This is a genomic window from Pseudomonas sp. A125, from assembly GCF_055409485.1.
In genome coordinates this window covers 286944-306232 of the sequence record NZ_JBUZVP010000003.1, presented here as the reverse complement: position 1 = coordinate 306232, position 19289 = coordinate 286944, and the positions used below count along the sequence as shown (strand labels likewise).

At 59.8% G+C, this 19289-nt stretch carries 15 protein-coding genes; 7 read left to right on the top strand and 8 right to left on the bottom strand.

The window, feature by feature from the left end; genetic code table 11:
- Positions 1–104: 104 nt before the first annotated feature.
- From ACZRN6_RS06485 to ACZRN6_RS06475, 3 genes are all read left to right on the top strand, one after another.
- Positions 105–2423 carry an McrB family protein gene (locus tag ACZRN6_RS06485; protein ID WP_464007489.1) on the top strand — a complete coding sequence of 773 codons (2319 nt, stop codon included), beginning with the start codon at positions 105–107 and terminating at the stop codon, positions 2421–2423.
- Positions 2424–2635: 212 nt separating this feature from the next.
- Positions 2636–3979 carry a hypothetical protein gene (locus ACZRN6_RS06480; RefSeq protein ID WP_464007488.1) on the top strand — a complete coding sequence of 448 codons (1344 nt, stop codon included), beginning with the start codon at positions 2636–2638 and terminating at the stop codon, positions 3977–3979.
- 62 nt (positions 3980–4041) lie between these two features.
- A complete protein-coding gene (locus ACZRN6_RS06475; protein ID WP_464007487.1) occupies positions 4042–4425 on the top strand; it encodes a c-type cytochrome in 384 nt (127 codons plus the stop codon).
- Positions 4426–4589: 164 nt separating this feature from the next.
- Here ACZRN6_RS06475 and ACZRN6_RS06470 read toward each other — a convergent pair whose 3' ends face one another.
- From ACZRN6_RS06470 to ACZRN6_RS06460, 3 genes are all read right to left on the bottom strand, one after another.
- A complete protein-coding gene (locus ACZRN6_RS06470; protein ID WP_464007486.1) occupies positions 4590–5030 on the bottom strand; it encodes a bifunctional diaminohydroxyphosphoribosylaminopyrimidine deaminase/5-amino-6-(5-phosphoribosylamino)uracil reductase RibD in 441 nt (146 codons plus the stop codon).
- Between the two features lie 26 nt (positions 5031–5056).
- The gene (locus ACZRN6_RS06465; protein WP_322144252.1) at positions 5057–6268 is read right to left on the bottom strand and encodes a YeeE/YedE family protein; all 1212 of its coding nucleotides are present in this window, start codon (positions 6266–6268) and stop codon (positions 5057–5059) included.
- A gap of 92 nt (positions 6269–6360) precedes the next feature.
- Positions 6361–7017 (bottom strand): O-methyltransferase, encoded by a 657-nt coding sequence (locus ACZRN6_RS06460; RefSeq protein ID WP_464007485.1) that lies wholly within the window; start codon positions 7015–7017, stop codon positions 6361–6363.
- Positions 7018–7146: 129 nt separating this feature from the next.
- On the opposite strand from ACZRN6_RS06460, the gene ACZRN6_RS06455 reads away from it, so the two are divergent.
- Positions 7147–7785: a TetR/AcrR family transcriptional regulator gene (locus ACZRN6_RS06455; protein ID WP_464007484.1), complete on the top strand. Its 639-nt coding sequence runs from the start codon at positions 7147–7149 to the stop codon at positions 7783–7785.
- A gap of 34 nt (positions 7786–7819) precedes the next feature.
- Here ACZRN6_RS06455 and ACZRN6_RS06450 read toward each other — a convergent pair whose 3' ends face one another.
- On the bottom strand, positions 7820–9211 hold the full coding sequence (locus tag ACZRN6_RS06450) for an aldehyde dehydrogenase family protein (protein ID WP_464007483.1): 1392 nt from the start codon (positions 9209–9211) through the stop codon (positions 7820–7822).
- 104 nt (positions 9212–9315) lie between these two features.
- On the opposite strand from ACZRN6_RS06450, the gene ptrR reads away from it, so the two are divergent.
- Complete coding sequence (ptrR, locus tag ACZRN6_RS06445) at positions 9316–10191, top strand: putrescine utilization regulator PtrR (protein ID WP_322144256.1); 876 nt, start codon at positions 9316–9318, stop codon at positions 10189–10191.
- Positions 10192–10730: 539 nt separating this feature from the next.
- Here the strand turns inward: ptrR and ACZRN6_RS06440 are convergent.
- Positions 10731–10940: a hypothetical protein gene (locus tag ACZRN6_RS06440; RefSeq protein WP_177078994.1), complete on the bottom strand. Its 210-nt coding sequence runs from the start codon at positions 10938–10940 to the stop codon at positions 10731–10733.
- A gap of 322 nt (positions 10941–11262) precedes the next feature.
- Positions 11263–12459, bottom strand: coding sequence for an amino acid aminotransferase (locus ACZRN6_RS06435; RefSeq protein WP_464007482.1), 1197 nt, complete (start codon positions 12457–12459; stop codon positions 11263–11265).
- Positions 12460–12801: 342 nt separating this feature from the next.
- On the opposite strand from ACZRN6_RS06435, the gene uvrB reads away from it, so the two are divergent.
- Positions 12802–14817: an excinuclease ABC subunit UvrB gene (gene uvrB, locus ACZRN6_RS06430; protein WP_322144259.1), complete on the top strand. Its 2016-nt coding sequence runs from the start codon at positions 12802–12804 to the stop codon at positions 14815–14817.
- Positions 14818–14935: 118 nt separating this feature from the next.
- On the opposite strand, the gene ACZRN6_RS06425 is transcribed toward uvrB, so the two are convergent.
- On the bottom strand, positions 14936–16486 hold the full coding sequence (locus tag ACZRN6_RS06425; protein ID WP_464007481.1) for an MDR family MFS transporter: 1551 nt from the start codon (positions 16484–16486) through the stop codon (positions 14936–14938).
- On the bottom strand, positions 16476–17522 hold the full coding sequence (locus tag ACZRN6_RS06420; protein ID WP_464007480.1) for an HlyD family secretion protein: 1047 nt from the start codon (positions 17520–17522) through the stop codon (positions 16476–16478). The genes ACZRN6_RS06425 and ACZRN6_RS06420 overlap by 11 nt, the downstream gene beginning before the upstream one ends.
- Before the next feature lie 196 nt (positions 17523–17718).
- Here ACZRN6_RS06420 and gltX point away from each other — a divergent pair, with 196 nt between their 5' ends.
- Positions 17719–19200: a glutamate--tRNA ligase gene (gene gltX, locus ACZRN6_RS06415; protein WP_322144261.1), complete on the top strand. Its 1482-nt coding sequence runs from the start codon at positions 17719–17721 to the stop codon at positions 19198–19200.
- Positions 19201–19289 lie beyond the last annotated feature (89 nt).

The window sequence follows — 19289 nt, the reverse complement described above, 5'->3', positions numbered from 1 at the left end:
TACGAAGCATTGCGGCAGTTCGGTCAGCGAGAATTCCTCCGTGAGTAATTACCCTAAGCGTTTACGTACCGCTGGAAATCTCAGTTACAGATGGAAATAGCTATGTGATCGGTGCCATCATCGCGCCATATAATTATCACGCCAGCGGAGGGTACGAATTGCCGGATTTAAAGGATTCAGAGGCGCTAAAAAGTGCGTGTGTCAATTTGGTTGAGCAAGTTCTGTCGTTGCCCGGAAATCAACGATGGATCACAGAGTTTCAACAGTGGCTAGTGCGGGTTCATGAGGTTTCGCATGACGAGTTCATACACGAAGACTTTCAACAATCTCTGTGGAACTCCGAGGCAGTCTCTGCAACGGGCATGGGGCATGTTGATGTTAGCGGCGTAGTCAAAAACGCAGCCATTGCTGAGAGCTTATGGCAGCTCAAACAGAAGTATGCGACGACCGAGGATGCGACAGAAAGTGAACTACTCATCTCCGAAGCTTGGCAGCTGATTGCTGCCGACGTTGCACGCATCACCAAGCGCAACCCAAAGCTCAAGATGTATCGGGTTTTTGCCTTGTTATGCCCGGGCTCGTTCACCACCATCGCGCACTTTCGTAAACTCCGTGAATTAGCCTACGCAATGGGACTGCCATTGCGAGGCGTGCGCCGACATTTACACCGGCTTGTGCTTAATCGTCTGACCGAGGTATTAGGCCCGACCCCCGACTACCTCTCGCGAGAGGGAACATCCAGGTTGACACTGCCGTGGCTGCTATTCGTCACCTATGTTCAAAATCCTGAGGCGGAAGCCACCGAAAAATCCGATCCCCTCACTGGAGAGGAGGTACTCAATCCGCTACCTCCTGAACGCCGCCGGCGAGGGATGCTGGCAATCGGTGGGGGCACGGGCACGATACAAACCATGATCGAGTTTGCGGCAGATGGCTGCACACGCGAAGACTTTATGCAGCATCTGCAGTCGATCAACCCCCAGTCCAAAAAAGCTACCTTCAACACTCAATTGAACGCGTTGATCGCAGAGTGGGGCGTGCTCCGTGCTACTGGCAGCGACCTGCAGTTGACGCTACGGGGAGAGGCTTTTTTAGAGTCAGGGGAGCCCGATGAAGTCATCGATTGGATGATCACCCGCATTCTGGGGTTTGACTACCTGCTGGATGCGTTAAGGGGGACACCATTAGCTAGTCGCGATGCGATCCTTGAGCTTCGAAAGGTCAACCCAGGATGGACGACTGATTTCGCTCCTTCGAGTCTTATTAGTTGGCTGCGAAACCTGGATCTTGTGATCCTGAATAACAAGATGTTGGAACTCACTGACAGGGGTAGACAGTGGGCTGAAAGAATCCACTGGATTCCAAAAGCGCTGACTGTTCGCGATGGACTGGATCCTGTCGTCGCACAGACCGATACGGTATCGCGTGCTACCGTCGAAGTTGAGCGGCCTTCCCTAAAGGCCATAATTGGCGGCTTCAGTTCGGGATTTCCGTTTCCTGATGAAATGGTTGGGCAATTGGATGCTGGGCTCTGGAGTCATCCGAGACGGCATTTTGCCGTCCTTACCGGGTTGAGCGGGGCGGGTAAAACCCAGCTGGCTCGCGGCTACGCTCTGAGTTTGTGGCAGGAAGATCCGACGCCATCCGAAGGGCTGCTTATCATCCCTGTTCAACCTGGATGGCACGATTACTCAAGCCTCCTGGGCTACGTTAACCCCCTCGACTCGGACTCATACGTACGTACAGGCGTGTTGGACTTTCTGCTTCAAGCAAGCTCCAATCCCTCTAAGCCATACACGTTGGTTTTGGATGAAATGAATCTGTCTCACCCGGAGCAGTATCTGGCACCTTTGCTTTCAGCAATGGAGACGGGGGAGACGATCGTATTCCACGGCCAGTCTGATGATATTGACGGCGTTCCTCCCGGAATTCCGTATCCGAATAATCTTGTGATCATCGGCACAGTTAACATGGATGAAACGACCCATGGACTGAGCGACAAGGTGCTCGACCGCGCTTCCGTTATTGAGTTTTGGGATATCGATGTTGAGGTGTTCCCTGGATGGAATAGCAGTTCCCTTACATCGGAGCAAACATTGCAGGTGAAAGACCTGATGGTGGCGCTGATGGACATTCTGCGCCCTGCTAGGCTGCATTTTGGATGGCGGACTCTGCATGACGTCCTTGGTTATCTCCACCAAACCCAGAAGGGAGAAGTAATCGAGTTTTCACGCGCGCTGGATCAGGCAATTTATTCCAAAATTCTTCCTAAACTTCGAGGAGAAGACAGCCCTCGTTTTCAGCGGGTTCTGGCATCGCTCAAAGCTGCATTGGCTGGTTCGCAGATGGTTTCATCGTTGCGCAAGGCTACCGAGATGCTTGAAGAGTTGAACCACTCGGGCTCGACCAGGTTTTGGCGCTGACAATGGCAGTCATCTTGCGTGTGGAGTGTGGCGAGACGCTTTTTGAGGCAACGCCCGGATCGCGGACTACGGGATTTATGGAGAGAGGTACTTACCGATTTACAAAGGTGGAGGGGCATTCGTTTTATGTCGACGACGTTCGCCTTGAGGAAACCCGTTATCAGGATAGGAAGGTATGGTGCTGGTCGCCCGGCTACTTCGCCGGGGAGGTCGTGGCCGAACTTTTGAACGGCGCCGAGGAAACCGTCGCAACCTATCGCCTGGACGTGTCCGCGGACGGTACGAAGCTTGTCGGAGCTTCGTATTCCGAGATGGTCAGCACAATTCTTGATTTCGATCCGTCGCTGTTATTCGGTACTGAAGATGCTCAACTTGGAATTGGAAACGAAGGCGCCTTCACTAATCCGCATCTCCAATACGCGCGCCTTCGTAGGTATGGTGACCGACTGCTTGGCGCGCTTCAAAGCGTGATTCAAAAGCCCCTGACATTATTGCGCAGGGAGCGGACCAGTGTTGGTGCTCATAACGTGAAACGCCTGGACTCAACTGGCGTCAGAAAGGCTCTGATGAGCCCGGCAGGCCTTGCGCTATTGCATCCGGGGAGCCCGAACAAGCCTGCGTTGAACACTGTCCGGTTTGATGTCTCAAGCGTCTACGAAGAGCAGGATAATCCTGCTAATCAATCGCTTGGACTCGTCGTGTCGGAAGTTATAAGACGGTGCCGACAGGTGCGCCGGTCTTTGCAGGAAATCGGAGCCAAGGAATCTCTCAGCGAAACCCGTTCGCAACTAAGCCCAAGATTAGTGCGGCGTATTGCCTTCGTTGAGTCCCTACTGAGTAAGTTGGTACGTATTCAGCGCGCCTCACCATTTCGAGACCTTAGCCACACGCGCCTGTCTGCTGCGGGGCTTAACGCTATTTCCGCTCACCCGATTTATGCACGGGCTTATCGGTTTGGATGGTATGCACTACGCTCGGGAGTCTTGGGTCAGGAAGGCGATGAAACGCTCTGGCTCAGCCCGACGTGGGAGATTTACGAACGTTGGTGTTTTGTAATGGCTGTGGAGCAGTTGAAAAAGGACTATCCGGATTTCACCTGGAAGCGTCGCTGTTCATCCATGAAAGCTGGTCGAATTCTATGGCGTGGAACGGGGGCCGACTCCGTCCTCGACGTATGGTTTCAGCTACGCTGTCCACCCTTTGATCGCAGGGCGTATCACGGGTTCTCAAGTCTATCCAGGCTCCGATTTCCAGACATCGTTGTCACCTTTAGGTCCGCAACCTCACGTCGATTTATAGTCTTTGATGCCAAGTACCGCAGCAGTCGATACGGAGTGCTGGATGCCATGGCGTCGGCTCACCTGTACCACGACAGCCTGCGTTGGGAAGGTCGCAAGCCTGATGCCTCGCTCTTGCTGATTCCGCGTGGCGGGGCGGTTGCTGCTTTAGAAAGTGCTACTTATCGATCTACCCACGGCGTCGGTGCTTTGGTGTTAGGTGTGATGTCTGACGGTGAGGCTTTTGGAGCAGAGTTGAAGAGAATTCTAAGCAGCTAGCTTCAGTACAGTAAGAGCAGGGAAAGTAAAAACCTCTGGATACAACAAGGCCGCAGGGAAGAATGAAAACAAAAATATCATTCATCGTTTCATTGGGAATATTGTTGCTGGCTCAAACTTCACTGACCTTTGCGGATAATGCTAACGGCAAAAACATTTATCTGCAGCGATGCGCCATGTGCCACGGCGCGGATATCAAAGGGACGGGACCCTTGGCGAATAAAAGCAATCCGCCTACGCCTGACCTGACAACGGCCAGTTTCAAGAAACGCCTGAATGATTATCCGGGCGTTATTGTGTCATCCATCATCCTTCGTCCAAATGGCGACCTAATTCCAAGAACGTTGCGGGAGAACGGTGTAAAGCTGTCGCCGTTCACCTGGAAGGTTCAGGACTTTCGCGATTTGAACGAGTACATGAGTGGAGTGATTTCAAAAAGCCGATGATGTTGAGAGGAGTGTCTCGCGGCAGGTGTTGGGGCTCTCCAAGGCTTTTCGCGAGGGCGGGGCTTCCCCTGTAGGAGCCGGCTTGCCGGCGAAAAATCCGAGAGCGCTGCGTTCATCCAGCGTACCAGCGTCATCGTTGGCGACCATCGCCGGCGAGCCGGCTCCTACTTGCGCACCAGAAACTCGGCCAGGTCCTTGACCGCGTCCTCTGCCAGCAAGCCCACCTCCACGGTAATCCCCGCGTCCTGCAGCATTTTTATGCCCGCTCCCGAGTTACGCGGGTCGGGATCCAGCATCGCAACAAACACTTTCTCGACACCGCTGTTGATCAAGGCCAGCGCACAGGACGGCGTGCGGCCGTGAAAGGAGCAGGGCTCCAACGTCACGAATGCAGTGACCCCGGAGCAATCACCGGACACGTTGCCCAGCGCCATTGCCTCCGCGTGATGCAGCCCCGGCGGTTGTGTATAGCCTTGGCTGATCACCGCGTTACCCCTCACCAACACGCAACCCACTGGTGGGTTTGGCAGGCACTTGGGCAGCGCCAGGCGGCCCTGGGCGAGTGCGAGGCGCATGAAGTCGGCATTGGAGGATGGGGTGGGCATGTCTTCGTGATCCTGTTAGTCGTGCCTTAGCACCCGCTCAACGCCACCTGCGGACGCTCGCCCGCAAAGAAAAACGGCCGCAACCTCACACCTACGCTGTTACCGATAAACGCCGCCACCAACCATACCCAGCCATGCAGGCTGCCCGACGCAATCCCGCTGAAATACGCGCCGATATTGCAGCCGTACGCCAGTCGCGAGCCGTAACCCAACAGCAAGCCACCGATCACCGCGGCGAACAGCGAGCGTGCCGGAATCTTCAGGCTTGGGGCAAAACGTCCTGCGAGGCCCGCCGCCAACAGCGCACCCAGGATGATGCCGATGTCCATCACGCTGGTGACGTCTTCCCACACCGGCGCTGCCAATGCTTTGGCATTGCCCGGCATCTGCCAGAACACCCAGCTGCCCACGTCCACACCCAACCCGCTGGCGACCTTGGCGCCCCACAGCGCGAACGCCGAAGTAATGCCCCACGGCCGCCCGGCCAGTGCCAGGGTGGCGTAGTTGAGCAGGGCCAAGCCAATCGCGCCCCACACCAATGGCCATGGCCCACGTAGGAAACGGCGCAGGCCCTGGTGTTCGCTGGTCACGCCGGCTTCGAGTTGCCCGTGACGGCCTTTTTCGAGGCGCACGGTGACTGCCGCGATGATCGCGAACACCGCCAGGCTCAACAGCAAGGCCGGTACTACGCCGAAGCTTTTGACGATGGACACCGCCGGGAACGACGGCAACGAGAACCACCAGTCGACGTGGTGGGTGGCAATCAACGAACCACAGATAAAGAAGAACAGCGTCACCAGCATGCGCGCGTTACCGCCGCCCACAGTGAACAGGGTGCCGGACGCACAACCGCCGCCCAGTTGCATGCCGATGCCGAAGATAAATGCCCCGAACACCACCGAAACCCCGGCCGGCGCCACCAGCCCGACCACGGGTTGGCCGAACAACGTGCCGGCTCCCAGCGCAGGGAAGAACAGCACCACGGCAATCGCCAGCATCACCATCTGCGCGCGCAAACCCGCGCCACGCCGGTCGGTGATGAACACCCGCCAGGCCGAGGTAAAGCCGAAAGCGGCGTGGTACAGCGTGAGGCCCAGCGCGGCGCCGACCACCAGCAACAGCACCTGGCGCGAGCCCACGCTGTTTTGCAGGAAGGCGGCGCCCAGCACCAGGATGGCGAATGCCAGCAGTGGCGCGACCGGCTTGCGCGCAGGGGTTGTGGAGAGGGAAAGGCTCATCGGGTATCTCGGTTCGTGTGGGTTAAATGCGAGGCGCCGAGTATAAACCCGGCGCTCTCCCACTGGCGCCTCGAATCCTCCAATGAAGAGCATCAGCCCAGGCGTACGGACAACTCGACGTCGTCGCCAATCGGCACCGACAGGTAGCCGTTTGCCGGCGAGCGCACACGGGCCAGGTAGTCGGGGCAGTAGTCGGTGTTGTCGGCGACGATCAACGCGCCGGGCTTGAGGCGGCTTTCCACCAGGTTCAGTACATCGCCATACAAGGCTTTGGCGCCGTCGAGCAGCAGCAGGTCGACGCTGGCGGGCAGGCCGCTGGCCAGGGTGACCAAGGCATCGCCATGGCGGATATCGACGAGGTCGCTCACGCCGCCTTGCTCCAGGTGTTGGCGCGCCAGGGCGATCTTCGAAGGCTCGAACTCACTGGTGATCAGCGCGCCGCCGCCGTTGTCCCGCAGGGCGGCCGCCAGGTGCAGGGTGGACAGGCCGAACGAGGTGCCGAACTCGACAATGGCCCGGGCTTTTGCGCTGCGTGCCAGCATGTACAGCAGGGTGCCGGTGTCGCGGGAGACTGGCAGCCACAGGTCTTTCAGCAGGCCGTAGAGTTCCAGGTAGTCGGTTTTGCTGCGCATCAGGCGATCGCGTTCTTCAGGTGTCACAGTATTGAGGATGGGGCTGGTGACGGCATTCGCCTGTGCGTACAGCCGTTCAATCAGGGCCGCCATCGGGGCCGAGGTAAGCGTATTCATGGGGATGTCCTGTTGCAGGTTGAGCACCGTGAGGCGCCGGGCTAGTATGCGAATGATTCGTCGCATTTAAAGTATGCGAACAATTCGTCACATTCGCTATTCGCATTCGAACCGCAGCAGGCATGCCCCATGACCGACCGCCAGACCTCGCAGATTTCCTCACGCAAAGAGCCCAAACAGGCGCGATCCACCGAGTTGGTGTCGGCCATTCTCGAAGCGGCTATTCAGGTTTTGGCCAAGGAAGGCGCCAGCCGTTTCACCACCGCCCGGGTCGCGCAAAGGGCCGGCGTGAGTGTGGGCTCGGTGTACCAATACTTCCCCAACAAGGCGGCCATCCTGTTCCGGCTGCAGACGGATGAATGGCAGCAAACCTCGCAAATGCTCAGTCGGATCCTGGAGGACGTGAGCCGTCCGCCTCTTGAGCGACTGCGCACCCTGGTGCATGCGTTTATTCGTTCGGAGTGTGAGGAGGCGCAGATGCGGGTCGCCCTGAGCGACGCCGCGCCGCTGTACCGAGACGCGCCTGAAGCCCATGAGGTGCGGGCGGGAGGGCAACAGATCTTCCAGACGTTCATGCTTGAATTGCTGCCGCAGGTGCCTGAGGCGACTCGCGCCCTGGCGTGCGACTTGATCGTCACCACCTTCAGTTCGGTGGGCAAGGAATTCTCGGGAAGCCCGCGCACCGAGGCGCAAATTACCGCCTACGCGGACGCGATGGCGGATATGTTCAGCGCTTACGTGAGAGTGCTGAACCAGACAGCACGATGACCCGCAGGGCGGGCCATCGTTTGAAGCGCTTGCCTTAACGGCGGTTCAGCCACACGGTCTGCGCGTTGCAGAATTCCCGCACACCAAAGTGCGACAACTCCCGCCCAAATCCACTCTTTTTCACACCGCCAAACGAGACCCGAGGGTCGGATACGCTGTAGGCGTTGATGAAGATCCCGCCGGTTTCCAGTTGATTGGCGATGTGGCGCGCCTTCTCCGGGTCGGTGGTGAACACACTTGCGGTGAGGCCGAATTCACTGTCGTTGGCCAGTGCCACGGCGTGGTCCGCATCGCGGGCGGTGATGATGGAGGCGACCGGCCCGAACAGTTCCTGTTTGAACGAGGTCATCTGGTCGGTGACGTTGGCCAGCACGGTGGGGGCGTAGTAGTTGCCCGCGCCCTCGACTTTGTTGCCGCCCAGCAGCAAGGTGGCGCCTTCGGCCAGGGTGGCCTGGACCTGGCCGTCGAGTTCGTCCCGCAGGTCGAAACGGGCCATCGGGCCGATGTAGGTCTCGGCGGCGGTCGGGTCGCCCATCACCAGGTTGCGGCTGGCTTCGAGGAATTTGGCGGTGAAGGCTTCAACTACACCTTCTTCGATGATCAGGCGCTTGGCGGCGGCGCACACCTGGCCGGAGTTCTGGAAGCGGCCGATCAGGGCGGCTTGCACGGCTTCGTCGAGGTTGGCGTCGTTGAGCACGATGAACGGGTCGGAGCCGCCCAGTTCCAGTACGCATTTCTTCAGCGCGGCACCGGCCTGTGAGCCGATGGCCATGCCGGCACGCACGCTGCCGGTGAGGGTCACGGCGGCGATGCGTGGGTCGGCGATGGCTTTGGACACGCCGTCCGCGGTGACGTTGATCACTTCGAACAGGCCATCGGCGAAACCGGCGCGTTGGAAGGCATGTTTCATCAGGTACGCGCTGCCCATCACGTTAGGCGCGTGTTTGAGCACGTAGGTGTTGCCGCTGAGCATGGTCGGTACAGCGCCCCGCAGCACTTGCCACACCGGGAAGTTCCACGGCATCACGGCGAGGATTGGGCCCAATGGGCGGTATTCGATTTGCGCGGTGCCGTTGTCCACCAGGGTGGCTTCCGGGGCGAGCATAGCCGGGCCGTGTGCGGCGTACCACTCGGCCAGTTGCGCGCATTTTTCGATTTCGCCACGGGCCTGGGCGATGGGTTTGCCCATTTCCAGGGTGATCATTTGGGCCATTTCTTCGGCCTGGTCGCGCAGGGTGCTGGCCAGGGCCAGCAGCAGTTCGGCGCGCTGGGCGACGGGCGTGTTGCGCCCATGGCGGAAGGCATTGACGGAGCGGGTGAGGGCGGCGTCCAGCTGCGCCTCGGTTTCGTACGGGTAGCTGGCGACCGTTTCACCGTTGGCGGGGTTGATCGACAAGGCATGGGTCTGGGAAGAAATGGAGTTCATGGCACCGTCCTGCGCAGTGAATGGGATGGAGGCCAGCGTACGGGGCTGTATCTTTTTCGGAAACTGAATAATATTAAGCAATACATTCACGTTTGGAGAATGACTTGGATCTGGTCCAGCTGGAAATTTTCAAAGCCGTTGCCGAGCAAGGCAGCATCAGCGCCGCGGCGCAGTTGATCCATCGGGTGCCGTCGAACCTGACCACGCGGATCAAGCAGTTGGAGCAGGACCTGGGCGTGGATTTGTTTATTCGCGAGAAGAGCCGGCTGCGGTTATCGCCGGCCGGGTGGAATTTCCTCGGCTATGCCCGGCGCATCCTCGACCTAGTGCAAGAGGCCCGGGCAACGGTGGCGGGGGAGGAGCCCCAGGGCGCGTTTGCGTTGGGCTCGCTGGAGAGTACGGCGGCGGTGCGGATCCCGGCATTGCTCGCGGCGTATAACCAGAAGCACGCCAAGGTTGAGCTGGACCTGACCACCGGGCCGTCCGGGACGATGATAGAGGGCGTGTTGTCGGGGCGGCTGGCGGCGGCGTTTGTCGATGGGCCGGTGTTGCACGCAACGCTGGAAGGCGTGGCGGTGTTTGAGGAAGAGATGGTGGTAATTGCGCCGTTGCACCACGCGCCGATCACCCGGGGGCGGGATGTGAGCGGGGAGAGCATCTATACCTTTCGCTCGAACTGTTCGTACCGGCATCATTTTGAGCGTTGGTTTTCCCAGGACGGGGCGGTGCCGGGGAAGATCTTCGAGATGGAGTCTTACCACGGGATGCTGGCGTGCGTGAGCGCCGGTGCCGGGTTGGCGCTGATGCCGCGCAGCATGCTGGAGAGCATGCCGGGGTTTACGGCGGTGAGTGTGTGGCCGCTGACGGATACGTTCCGGGTTTTGAACACCTGGCTGATCTGGCGGCGGGGCACGGTGTCGCAGAGTTTGAACAGTTTTGTGCGGTTGCTGGAAGAGCGCGGCCTGGCCCTGGCATCGTAGCCGTAGCAGCTGTCGAGCCCCAGCGAGGCTGCGTTGGCCGCGCTGCCGCTATCGAGTCATACACTCAAACCGAGTCGCGCCTGACGCAGCCTCGCTGGGGCTCGACAGCTGCTACGGGAAGTTCAACTCAGGGAGTTAATCGCCAAATTGCAGGGTGTCTGCTTGCACCGAGTTGCACAAACCGTAGTTGCCGGAAGAGAGCGGACTGAAGGCGAAATAGGCCCCCTGTGGGAGCTGTCGAGCTTTAGCGAGGCTGCGATGACGTCGGCACAGGCGACAGTGAGGGTGCCTGACCCACCGCTATCGCGGCCTCGCTAAACCACATGTGGTCTTGGTCAGCCGCCAAATTGCAGGGTGCCCATGGCCAGTTTGGCGATCAGTGCGCCAGCACCCAGGTGTTTCAGTCACACAGGTTTTCTGTGGGAGCTGTCGAGCTTTAGCGAGGCTGCGATGACGTCGGCACAGGCGACAGTGAGGGTGCCTGACCCACCGCTATCGTGGCCTCGCTAAGGCTCGACGGCTCCCACATGTGGTCTTGGTCAGCCGCCAAATTGCAGGGTGCCCATGGCCAGTTTGGCCATCAGTGCGCCGGCACCCAGTTGCACCAGCCACAGGGCCAAACCGCCGAGGAATACGCCGAGGGCGACTTGCAGCACCAGGCTTTTCTGACGCTTGGCCGGTGGTGGGCGCGGGGTGAAGTGGTCCAGCTCGTCGCGGTCGGCACGCAGGTCCAGGTCGTCGTTTCTCATAGGCTACTCAAGGGGAAGGGACTGTCTTGCTGTCAGTCTAGGGGTAGCGGACTGAAAGCAGCGAATTTTTAGGGGCCATGCCCTATTTGTTAAGGCAACCCACTTACCCTGTGGTGAGGGGGCTTGTCCCCCGTTGGGCTGCGAAGCGGCCCTGATTCAGGCACCGCATTCATTCAGAAAGTTCACGGTGGCAGGTTTTTCTGGCCGCTGCGCACCCAACGGGGGACAAGCCCCCTCACCACAGGTTCGGTGTTCACAAAAGAGTGTTTCAGCAACAAAAAGGGGAAGCCACCGGCTTCCCCTTTTTTGTATCACAACAGGCTTACAGCACCTGAACGATGGCCTTGGTCACCGCACCGATGTTCGCCTGGTTCAACGCCGCCACACAGATGCGGCCAGTGTCCAGCGCGTAGATGCCAAACTCGTTGCGCAGGCGGGTCACTTGCTCAACGCTCAGGCCGGAGTAGGAGAACATCCCGCGCTGGCGCCCGACGAAGCTGAAGTCGTGGCCGGGAGCTGCCTTGGCCAGTTCAGCCACCATCTGCTCGCGCATGCCGCGAATGCGCAGGCGCATTTGGGCGAGTTCTGCTTCCCACTGGGCGCGCAGCTCAGGGTTGTTCAGCACCGCTGCCACAATCGCCGCGCCATGGGTTGGCGGGTTGGAGTAGTTGGTGCGGATCACACGCTTGACCTGGGACAGGATGCGCGCGCTTTCTTCCTTGGCGTCGGTGACGATGGACAGGGCGCCAACACGCTCGCCATACAGCGAGAACGACTTGGAGAACGAGCTGGACACAAAGAAGGTCAGGCCCGACTCGGCGAACAGGCGCACCGCAGCGGCGTCTTCGTCGATGCCGTCGCCAAAGCCCTGGTAGGCCATGTCGAGGAACGGTACGAGGTTTTTCGCCTTGACCACGTCCAGCACTTGTTGCCAGTCCGCCGGGCTCAGGTCGACGCCGGTCGGGTTGTGGCAGCACGCGTGCAGCACCACGATGGACTGTGGCGGCAGGGCGTTGAGGTCTTCCAGCAGGCCGGCGCGGTTGACGTCGTGGGTGGCCGCGTCGTAGTAACGATAGGTTTGTACCGGGAAACCGGCTTTTTCAAACAGTGCCTGGTGGTTTTCCCAGCTCGGGTCGCTGATGGCGACGACGGCGTTGGGCAGCAGTTGCTTGAGGAAGTCTGCGCCGATTTTCAGGGCGCCGGTGCCGCCGACGGCTTGGGCGGTGATCACGCGGCCGGAGCTGATCAGTGGCGACTCAGCGCCAAACAGCAGCTTTTGCACGGCCTGGTCGTAGGCGACGATACCGTCGATCGGCAAGTAGCCACGGGCGGCGTGTTGCGCCACTCGAATGGCTTCCGCTTCGGCAACGGCACGCAAGAGTGGAATCTTCCCCTCTTCGTTGCAGTAAACGCCCACGCCAAGGTTGACCTTGGTGGTTCGGGTATCGGCGTTGAATGCTTCGTTGAGGCCCAGGATTGGATCGCGTGGTGCCATTTCGACAGCGGAGAACAGGCTCATTTTTGCGGCAGCTCTATAGAGAGTGGAGGGACGTGTCGCGCTCCAGCCGAATGCACTAGAGCGGTGCACAAACGGGGAGCTAGTATAGAGGCCATCAGTGCGCACTGCGACAGCCGAAACGGCTTTTCGGCCAAGTTTTTCGGTTTATTTAGCGACCGTTAGTCTTATTGCAACATGGGTGACCAACGGCATGTAGGACGATTGCCTTGAAACCCATCACATTCGCCTCCACTTCTACAGCTATCATGGTTTTTTCCTGCAGCCTGCGCCGAACCGTCGCGGGTCGCGGTCTTTTCGTCCCCGTCGCTTTTTCCGGCCCCGGGGTGACTCAAGAGGTACGTTATGTCGGATTTCCAGCTAGTCACCCGCTTTGAGCCCGCCGGCGATCAACCGGAAGCCATCCGCCTGATGGTCGAAGGCATCGAGGCCGGCCTGGCGCACCAGACCTTGCTCGGCGTGACCGGCTCCGGCAAGACTTTCAGCATTGCCAACGTGATCGCCCAGGTGAACCGCCCAACCCTGGTGCTGGCGCCGAACAAGACCCTGGCCGCGCAGTTGTATGGCGAGTTCAAGGCGTTCTTCCCGAACAACGCGGTGGAGTATTTCGTTTCCTACTACGACTACTACCAGCCGGAAGCGTACGTACCGTCGTCCGACACCTTTATCGAGAAAGACGCCTCGATCAACGACCACATCGAGCAGATGCGACTGTCGGCGACCAAGGCGCTGCTGGAGCGCAAGGACGCGATTATCGTCACCACAGTGTCGTGCATCTACGGCCTGGGTAGCCCGGAAACCTATTTGAAGATGGTGCTGCACGTCGACCGCGGCGACAAACTCGACCAGCGCGAACTGCTGCGCCGCCTGACCAGCCTGCAATACACCCGCAACGACATGGACTTTGCCCGGGCGAGTTTCCGCGTGCGTGGCGATGTGATCGACATCTACCCGGCGGAATCGGACCTGGAAGCGATCCGCATCGAACTGTTCGACGATGAAGTCGAGAGCCTGTCGGCCTTCGACCCGTTGACCGGCGAGGTGATCCGCAAGCTGCCGCGCTTCACCTTCTACCCGAAAAGCCACTATGTGACCCCGCGTGAAACCCTGATGGGCGCCATCGAGGGCATCAAGGGCGAGTTGGTAGAGCGCCTGGAATACCTGCGTTCCAACAACAAACTGGTGGAAGCCCAGCGCCTGGAGCAGCGCACCCGCTTCGACCTGGAGATGATCCTTGAGCTGGGCTACTGCAACGGCATCGAAAACTACTCGCGCTACCTCTCGGGTCGCGAATCCGGGCAGGCGCCGCCTACCTTGTTTGACTACCTGCCGGATGACGCCTTGCTGGTGATCGACGAGTCCCACGTCAGCGTGCCGCAAGTAGGCGCGATGTACAAAGGTGACCGTTCACGTAAAGAAACCTTGGTGGAATATGGCTTCCGCCTGCCGTCGGCGCTGGATAACCGGCCGATGCGTTTCGACGAGTTCGAAGGCATCAGCCCACAGACGATTTTTGTCTCGGCCACGCCCGGTAACTATGAGGCTGAACATGCCGGGCGTGTGGTTGAGCAGCTGGTGCGCCCGACCGGCCTGGTAGACCCGCAAATTGAAATCCGCCCGGCGCTGACCCAGGTCGACGACCTGCTGTCGGAGATCGGCAAACGCGTGGCGCTGGAAGAGCGGGTGCTGGTCACCACGCTGACCAAGCGCATGTCCGAAGACTTGACCGACTACCTGGCCGACCACGGCGTGCGCGTGCGGTATTTGCACTCGGACATCGACACCGTGGAGCGCGTGGAAATCATCCGCGACCTGCGCCTGGGCGCTTTCGATGTGCTGGTGGGGATCAACCTGCTGCGCGAAGGTTTGGATATGCCGGAAGTGTCGCTGGTGGCGATTCTGGATGCCGACAAGGAAGGCTTCCTGCGTTCCGAGCGTTCGTTGATCCAGACGATTGGCCGGGCCGCGCGCAACCTCAATGGCCGGGCGATTCTGTATGCAGACCGCATTACCGGTTCCATGGAGCGCGCGATTGGCGAGACCGAGCGTCGTCGCGACAAGCAGATTGCCTACAACCTGGAACATGGCATCACGCCCAAGGGCGTGTTCAAGGACGTGGCCGATATCATGGAAGGCGCGACCGTGCCGGGCTCGCGCAGCAAGAAGCGCAAGGGCATGGCCAAGGCTGCCGAGGAGAACGCCAAGTACGAAGCGCAACTGCGTTCGCCGAGCGAGATCACCAAGCGTATCCGTCAGTTGGAAGAGAAGATGTACCAGTTGGCGCGGGACCTGGAGTTTGAAGCGGCGGCGCAGATGCGCGATGAGATTGGCAAGTTGCGCGAGCGTCTGTTGGCTGTCTGATTTGCGGTGACGGGTCTGGCCTCATCGCAGTCAAGCCAGCTCCTACATTGATCGGTGTTCTCCTGAACAACTCGGTCTACTGTGGGAGCTGGCTTGCCTGCGATGGCGGCACCTCGGTCTAATGAGATTCCCCAGCCTTAAGCCCCGCCGGCAACGCCTTGGTCAGCAAGATCGCCAGCATGCTGATCCCCAGCGCCAACCCCACAAAGTGAAACGCATCGTTGTAGGCCATGATCTGCGCCTGTTGGTGCGCAATCTCACTCAACTTGCCCAACGCCGCCGTCTCACTGCCAAACGTCTCCGTCAGCCTGGCCATCCGCTCCGCCACCTGCGGGTTGGTTGGCACAATCGCCTCCCGCAAGTAATCAAAGTACGTCTTGGTGCGCGCATCCAGCAGCGTCGCCAGTAGCGCAATCCCGATCGCCCCACCCAGGTTGCGCAGGATATTGAACAAGCTCGACGCCGACCCCGCGTCCTTCGGCATGATGTACGCGGTGGCAATCAACGAAATCGTCACCATGATCAACGGCTGCCCCAGCGCGCGGATGATCTGGATCCGGTTGAACTGGTCGCCGGCAAAGTCCGGGTTCAGCACCCCTGAAGAAAAGCTCGCCAACCCAAACAGCCCGAACCCCAGCGTGCACAGCCACTTGGGCGACACGTATTTCATCAGCTTGGGCACCAGCGGAATCAAAACCAGCTGCGGAACGCCCATCCACATGATCACTTCGCCGATTTGCAGCGCGTTGTAGTTCTGGATCTGCGCCAGGTACAGCGGCAGCAGATAAATCGAGCCATACAACCCCACACCCATCCCCAGGCTCGAAATGCTCGACAGCCCGAAATTGCGATTGCCGAGGATGCGCAGGTTGATCAGCGGGTTGGGTTTGGACATCTGCACGATCACAAAGGTGATCAGGCTCAACAGGGCCACGGTGCCCAGGCTGACGATCAGACTTGATTCCAGCCAGTCCTTGCGATGGCCTTCCTCCAGAAATACCTGCAAACACCCAAGGCCCACGGCCATGGTAAGGATGCCGAGGTAGTCGGTGCTTTTGAGCAGGTCCCAGTTGGAGTCCTTTTTCTCCAGCCCGTACAGCAGCCCGGCGATCATGATCAGGCCCGGCGGGATGTTGATGTAGAAGATGTATTCCCAGCCCCAGTTCTCGGTCAGCCAACCGCCAATGGTCGGCCCGATGGACGGCGCGAAGGTGGCGGTCATCGCGAACATCGCCATGCCTTTGGCGCGGTGGTGTTCGGGCAGTTTGATCAAGGTGAGGGTGAACGCCAGCGGGATCAGCGCGCCGCCGGTGAAACCCTGCAAGGCGCGGAACACGATCATGCTTTCCAGGCTCCAGGCCATGGAGCACATCAACGAGGCGATCAGGAACCCGCCGGACACCCACACTGCCAGCCGGCGCGCCGACAACAGCTGCACCAGCCAGGCAGTGAGGGGGATCATGATGATTTCGGCCACAAGGTAGGAGGTGGAAATCCACGAGCCTTCTTCCAGGGTGGCCGACAGCGCGCCCTGGATGTCCTTGAGGGAAGAGTTGGTGATCTGGATATCGAGCACCGCCATAAAGGCGCCGAGCATCACGCTCATCACCGCGATCCAGTCGCGCCGGCTCGGTTCGCCGATCGGGGCCAGCAGTTGATCACCGGCCATCGTGTGGGTCTTGGATGTTCACTTTGACGGTCACCGACATGCCCGGACGGATTTTGCCCTGCAGCGGGTTGTCGGCGGCGAAGGTCAGTTTGACCGGAATCCGTTGTACGACCTTGGTGAAGTTGCCCGTGGCATTGTCCGGTGGCAGCAGGCTGAACTGCGCACCGGAGGCGCCGAACAGGTTGGCGACGCGGCCTTCGATCGGTGTGTCTGCGTAGGCATCAAACGTCAGCTCGGCCTTTTGCCCGGCCTGCATGTGGCCGATCTGGGTTTCCTTGAAGTTGGCCTGCACCCAGATATCCTGGTCGGGGACGATCGACAGCAGGTAGGCGCCGGCCTGTACGTATTGGCCGTTGCGCGCGGCACGCTGGCCGATCAGGCCGCTGATGGGCGCGTGGATTTCGCTGCGGGTCAGGTTCAGTTCGGCCTGGGCCAGGTCGGTTTTGGCGTTGGCGATCATCGCGTCGAGGCGCTTGATCTCGGCGTTCAGGGCGTTGACCTGCTGGCGCTGGCCCTGCAGGTCGGCCTGGGCCATGGTCACCTGGGAGCGGGCGATATGGTTGTCGGCGTCGAGGGTGGTCACGCGCTCTTCCGAGACGTAGCCGGGTTTGCGCAAGGTTTGTGCGCGGTTCAGGTCGATCTGCGAGCGGCCGAGGGTGGCCTGGCTGGACGAAACCTTGGCTGCACCGGCGGCGATCAGGCTGGCTTGCTGGGTCAGTTTGCTCTGCGCCTGCACGCGCTCGGCTTCGCGCATGGCCAGGGCGGCGTTGGCGCGGTCGACGGCGAGGTGGAAGTCGTCGCCTTCGAGCTTGACCAATAGCTGGCCTTTTTCCACGTGTTCGTTGTCGCCGACCAGCACCTCGACGATGCGCGCACCCAGTTGGCTGGAGACGCGGGTGATTTCGCCCTGGACGTAGGCGTTGTCGGTGCTTTCATAAAAGCGGCCCTTGAAGAACCACTGGGCAAAAAAGCCCGCGGCGATCAGGACCACGATAAACAGGAAGATAAACAGGCGGCGCTTGAGCGGGGCAGGCATGGCGATCATGTCGGTAACAAAAGGTAATGGAATATAGCCAGCGAACGGTCTGGCAAATAGCCATAACGAGCCTTGCGACCGGAGCTTGTCTCATATGCCCTTTGTTCGCCTCCCCACGCTGGAGCCCAAGGGCTTGGGGCTGTTACCATTCGCCCCTTGTTTCATTTTCAGTTTTATCGCCAATTCGAGACCCGCCATGACCACCGTCCGCACGCGCATCGCGCCATCGCCTACTGGGGATCCCCACGTAGGTACTGCTTACATCGCCTTGTTCAACTACTGCTTTGCCAAGCAGCATGGCGGTGAATTCATCCTGCGGATCGAAGACACCGATCAAGTGCGTTCCACCCGAGAGTCGGAACAGCAGATTTTCGACGCCCTGCGCTGGTTGGGCATTACCTGGGCTGAAGGCCCGGATGTCGGCGGCCCCCACGGCCCGTATCGCCAGAGCGAACGCAGCGACATCTACAAAAAATACACCCAGCAACTGGTGGACATGGGCCACGCCTTCCCGTGCTTCTGCACTGCGCAAGAGCTGGACCAGATGCGCGCCGAGCAAATGGCCAAGGGTGAAACCCCGCGCTATGACGGCCGTGCATTGCTGCTGTCGAAAGAAGAAGTGGCCCAGCGCCTGGCCGCCGGTGAGCCCCACGTTATCCGCATGAAAGTGCCGAGCGAAGGCGTGTGCGTGGTGCCGGACATGCTGCGCGGTGACGTCGAGATCCCGTGGGACCGCATGGACATGCAAGTGCTGATGAAGACCGACGGCCTGCCGACGTACTTCCTGGCCAACGTGGTGGACGACCACCTGATGGGCATCACCCACGTACTGCGTGGCGAAGAATGGCTGCCCTCGGCGCCGAAACTGATCCTGCTGTACGAATACTTCGGTTGGGAACAACCGCAGCTGTGCTACATGCCGCTGCTGCGTAACCCGGACAAGAGCAAGCTGTCCAAGCGCAAGAACCCGACCTCGGTGACCTTCTACGAGCGCATGGGCTTCATGCCGGAAGCGATGCTCAACTACCTGGGCCGCATGGGTTGGTCGATGCCGGACGAACGCGAGAAGTTCTCGCTGCAGGAAATGGTCGATAACTTCGACCTGTCTCGCGTGTCCCTTGGCGGGCCGATCTTCGACATCGAGAAACTCTCGTGGCTCAACGGCCAGTGGCTGCGCGACCTGCCGGTGGAAGAGTTCGCCAGTCGCGTGCAGCAGTGGGCGTTGAACCCCGAGTACATGATGAAGATCGCGCCGTTGGTGCAGGGCAGGGTAGAGACGTTCAGCCAGGTCGCACCGTTGGCAAGTTTCTTCTTTGCCGGCGGGGTGAACCCGGATGCCAAGCTGTTTGAGTCGAAAAAGCTCTCGGGCGACCAGGTTCGCCAGTTGATGCAGCTGATCCTGTGGAAGCTCGAAAGCCTGCGTCAGTGGGAGAAGGATGCGATCACCGCGACCATCCAGGCGGTGGTCGAGTCCCTGGAACTGAAACTGCGTGATGCCATGCCGCTGATGTTTGCCGCGATCACCGGGCACGCCAGTTCGGTGTCGGTACTCGACGCGATGGAAATCCTCGGCCCGGACCTGACCCGTTTCCGTCTGCGCCAAGCCCTTGATTTGCTTGGTGGTGTGTCGAAGAAAGAAAACAAGGAATGGGAAAAGCTGCTGGGCGCTATCGCTTAAGCCCGCTGTTGTAACGGCCAAACCCCGGTTTTCCGGGGTTTAGTCGGTAAGTGATTGTTATCTCGGCAGAAAATTTTGGAAATTGTTGA

What these genes read in the sequence shown, in the direction of transcription:
- ACZRN6_RS06420 (WP_464007480.1), bottom strand. Translation starts at nt 17,522, where the DNA reads ATGCCTGCCCCGCTCAAGCGCCGCCTGTTTATCTTCCTGTTTATCGTG.
- ACZRN6_RS06475 (WP_464007487.1), top strand. Translation starts at nt 4,042, where the DNA reads ATGAAAACAAAAATATCATTCATCGTTTCATTGGGAATATTGTTGCTG.
- ACZRN6_RS06450 (WP_464007483.1), bottom strand. Translation starts at nt 9,211, where the DNA reads ATGAACTCCATTTCTTCCCAGACCCATGCCTTGTCGATCAACCCCGCC.
- ACZRN6_RS06435 (WP_464007482.1), bottom strand. Translation starts at nt 12,459, where the DNA reads ATGAGCCTGTTCTCCGCTGTCGAAATGGCACCACGCGATCCAATCCTG.
- uvrB (WP_322144259.1), top strand. Translation starts at nt 12,802, where the DNA reads ATGTCGGATTTCCAGCTAGTCACCCGCTTTGAGCCCGCCGGCGATCAA.
- ACZRN6_RS06440 (WP_177078994.1), bottom strand. Translation starts at nt 10,940, where the DNA reads ATGAGAAACGACGACCTGGACCTGCGTGCCGACCGCGACGAGCTGGAC.
- ACZRN6_RS06470 (WP_464007486.1), bottom strand. Translation starts at nt 5,030, where the DNA reads ATGCCCACCCCATCCTCCAATGCCGACTTCATGCGCCTCGCACTCGCC.
- ACZRN6_RS06460 (WP_464007485.1), bottom strand. Translation starts at nt 7,017, where the DNA reads ATGAATACGCTTACCTCGGCCCCGATGGCGGCCCTGATTGAACGGCTG.
- ACZRN6_RS06425 (WP_464007481.1), bottom strand. Translation starts at nt 16,486, where the DNA reads ATGGCCGGTGATCAACTGCTGGCCCCGATCGGCGAACCGAGCCGGCGC.
- ACZRN6_RS06455 (WP_464007484.1), top strand. Translation starts at nt 7,147, where the DNA reads ATGACCGACCGCCAGACCTCGCAGATTTCCTCACGCAAAGAGCCCAAA.
- gltX (WP_322144261.1), top strand. Translation starts at nt 17,719, where the DNA reads ATGACCACCGTCCGCACGCGCATCGCGCCATCGCCTACTGGGGATCCC.
- ACZRN6_RS06465 (WP_322144252.1), bottom strand. Translation starts at nt 6,268, where the DNA reads ATGAGCCTTTCCCTCTCCACAACCCCTGCGCGCAAGCCGGTCGCGCCA.